The organism is Rugamonas brunnea, from assembly GCF_014042345.1.
GTDB lineage: Bacteria > Pseudomonadota > Gammaproteobacteria > Burkholderiales > Burkholderiaceae_D > Rugamonas > Rugamonas brunnea.
Genome location: NZ_JACEZT010000040.1, coordinates 1 through 3,238, shown reverse-complemented (window position 1 = coordinate 3,238; position 3,238 = coordinate 1). Strand labels below are relative to the sequence as shown.

Genomic DNA, 3,238 nt, shown 5'->3' with positions numbered 1-3,238 from the left:
GCCACGGCCGTCGCCGTGCCCGCCATGCCGGCCGCCGCGCGCGATGCCAAGGCCGCCGCCACCAGCGCCGCCGACGGTGCGCCGGACGCCAAGGATGCCACGCTGGCCCAACTGGTCGGGGGCGACGGCGCCAAGGCCGATGCCGGCGCCGACGGCCTCGCCCAGCTCAAGGCCAAGGCCGCGCCCGCCGACCAGGCCGCGCTGCAAGCAGGCGGCGAACGGCCCGCGCCCGACACCGCCATCCCCGTCACGGTCGCCAAGGCCACGCCGGCCGAGGCTGCCGCCGTGCTGAAAGCGGCCACCCCGGCCGCCCAGGCCGCGCCAGCCACGCCGATCGCGCCGGCCGCGGTGGCCGGACTGGAAGTGGCCAAGGCGGCGGCCGCCGCCGTGCCGGCCGAACGGCTACCGGCCCGGGTCGGCACGCCGGGCTGGGACCAGCAACTGGGGCAGAAGATCGTCTTCATGGCCGCCGGCGGCGAGCAGAGCGCCACCATGGAACTGAACCCGCCGGACCTGGGCCCGCTGCAAGTGGTGCTGAACGTGTCGAACGACCACGCCACGGTCGCGTTCTCGTCGGCCCAGCCGGAGGTCAGGCAGGCGCTGGAAGCGGCCGTGCCCAAGCTGCGTGAAATGATGAGCGACGCCGGCATCCAGCTGGGCAATGCCACCGTCTCGGCCGGCATGAGCAACCAGGACAACAACTTCCAGCAGCAGGCCGCCTCGACCCAGTCGGGCAATGGCGGCGGCGGCGGTGGCCACGGCGGCGCGCGCTTCGGCCGCGACAGCGCCGAACCGGCCCCGCGCAGCGCCCCGCCCGTGCGGCGCCTGCCGGCCGGCGCCGTCGACACCTTCGCCTGAAAATCCAAACCGGGGTCAGGTCATGCCATCACGCAAGATGCGCGCATCTTGCGTAATGGCATGACCTGACCCCGTCTTTTTTGCGTCAACATTGTTGTCTGTTTCATCAAGGAAACGCCGAGCAAGGGCCGCTTCCGCCCTCTTTTCCACAGATGCTGCTGCGCAGTCTTTCCCGATAATGACATAATGACGGCATGAACCACTACCGCACGACGCAAGGATTATTTTGAAAGCGAATCCCAAATTGAAGGCTGACACCAAAGCGGATGCCGCACCGGCTGGCGGTGGCGGCAAGAAGAAGCTGATCATCATCATCGTGGCGGCCGTGCTGGCGCTGGGCGGGATCGGTGGCGGCGCGGCCTGGTTCTTCCTGCACGGCAAAGCGGACGAGGAAGCACCGGTCAAGACCAAGCACAAGCAGGCCAAGGCCGGTCCGCCCGTGTTCGTGCCGATCGAGCCGTTCACCGTCAACCTGCAGCCCGAGGATGGCGGCGACCAGTATCTGCAACTGGCGTTCACGCTGCAGGTGTCGGGCCTGGAGGAAGTGGAATTGATCAAGAACAACATGCCCAAGGTGCGCAGCCGCATATTGTTGCTGTTGTCGGGCAAGCACGCGTCGGAAATCAATACGCCCGAGGGCAAGAAGCAGCTGAGCGCGGAAATCATCGCCCAGGTCAAGGAACCGTTCGAAGACCACGGTTCGCCGCAGGACGTGACCGACGTTTTATTTACTTCGTTTATCATTCAGTAACACTGTCATGGCCGATAATTTTCTCTCCCAGGAAGAAGTCGATGCCCTGTTAAAGGGTGTCAACGGCGATCAGGACGACGCGCAGGCGCCGGAAGAAGTCGCGGGAGTCAGAACCTACAACCTGGCAACCCAGGAGCGCATCGTGCGCGGCCGGATGCCGACGTTGGAGATCATCAACGAGCGCTTCGCGCGCCTGTTGCGCGTCGGCCTGTTCAATTTCCTGCGCCGCAGCGCCGAAGTGTCGGTCGGCTCGGTGCGGGTGTCCAAGTACAGCGAATTCATCCGTAACCTGGTGGTGCCCACCAACCTCAACCTGGTGCACATGAAGCCGCTGCGCGGCACGGCCCTGATGGTGTTCGATCCGGGCCTGGTGTTCCTGCTGGTGGACAACCTGTTCGGCGGCGACGGCCGCTTCCACACCCGGGTCGAGGGCCGCGATTTCACCCAGACCGAGCAGCGCATCATCCTGCGCATCCTCGACATCGTGTTCGAGGCGTACACCAAGTCGTGGGAGCCGGTCTATCCGGTCGAGTTCGAATACATCCGCTCCGAGATGAACACCCAGTTCGCCAACATCGCCACCCCCAACGAGGTGGTGGTGGCCTCCACCTTCACGGTGGAACTGGGCTCCGTGTCGGGCCAGATCCACTTCTGCATGCCGTACTCGATGATCGAGCCGATCCGCGACGCGCTCACCTCCAGCCTGCAGGGCGAGGCGCTGGAAGTGGACAAGCGCTGGATCCGCCTGATGACGCAGCAGATCCAGATCGCCGAGGTGGAACTGGTGGCCTCGCTGGGCACGGCCCGCGTGTCGTTCGATGAAATCCTCAACATGCGGGTGGGCGACATCATCCCGCTGAACATCCCGGAAATGATCTCGGCCACGGTGGACGGCGTCCCGGTGATGGATTGCAGTTACGGCGTATTGAACGGACAATACGCGCTCAAGGTCGAGAAATTGCTGGCCAATGCCGATAACATCAAATAAGTGGTCCAGCGACCCTAGCTACACAGGAGAGAAACATGTCGGACAATCAAGACGATCAAAGCTTGGATGATGATTGGGGCGCCGCGATCGCCGAGCAGGCCAAGGCCGAAGCCGAGGCGCTGCAGAACCAGCAGGCCGCGACCGCCGCCGTGTTCCAGGATTTTTCCAAGCAGCAGAGCAAGACGGAAACCCACAACGATATCGATTTCATCCTCGATATCCCGGTGCAGCTGACGGTGGAACTGGGACGTACCAAGATCGCCATCAAGAACCTGCTGCAACTGGCCCAGGGCTCGGTGGTGGAACTGGACGGCCTGGCCGGCGAGCCGATGGACGTGCTGGTCAACGGCTGCCTGATCGCCCAGGGCGAGGTGGTGGTGGTGAACGACAAGTTCGGTATCCGCCTGACCGACATCATCACGCCGTCCGAACGCATACGAAAACTCAATAAATAAATGAAACCTGCCCTCCTCCTAGGCCTGCTGCTGGCGGCGCTGGCCGCCGCTCCGGCGCAGGCCCAGCGCAGCGTGTCGGGCACCATCGGCGCCGCACCGGCGGCGCCAGCCACCGCAACCGCAACCGCAGCGGCAGCACCAGCGGCAGCCGCGCCGGCCACCGCCGCCACCGCGGCCACCGCCAAT

Annotated in this window: 4 protein-coding genes and 1 pseudogene; all 5 read left to right on the top strand. The window is 65.1% G+C overall.

Going from position 1 to position 3,238, the window contains the following annotated elements; all coding sequences use genetic code 11:
• On the top strand, positions 1-858 hold an 858-nt coding region (locus H3H37_RS25345; protein WP_182167767.1), incomplete at its 5' end, for a flagellar hook-length control protein FliK.
• 244 nt (positions 859-1,102) lie between these two features.
• A complete protein-coding gene (gene fliL, locus H3H37_RS25340) occupies positions 1,103-1,609 on the top strand; it encodes a flagellar basal body-associated protein FliL (protein WP_182167769.1) in 507 nt (168 codons plus the stop codon).
• 7 nt (positions 1,610-1,616) lie between these two features.
• The gene (gene fliM / locus H3H37_RS25335) at positions 1,617-2,597 is read left to right on the top strand and encodes a flagellar motor switch protein FliM (RefSeq protein WP_182152224.1); all 981 of its coding nucleotides are present in this window, start codon (positions 1,617-1,619) and stop codon (positions 2,595-2,597) included.
• Between the two features lie 35 nt (positions 2,598-2,632).
• Entirely contained in the window at positions 2,633-3,052 is a 420-nt protein-coding gene (fliN, locus tag H3H37_RS25330; RefSeq protein ID WP_182167765.1) for a flagellar motor switch protein FliN, read from the top strand.
• Positions 3,053-3,238 (top strand): annotated as a pseudogene (locus tag H3H37_RS25325) (flagellar biosynthetic protein FliO); the annotation flags it as partial.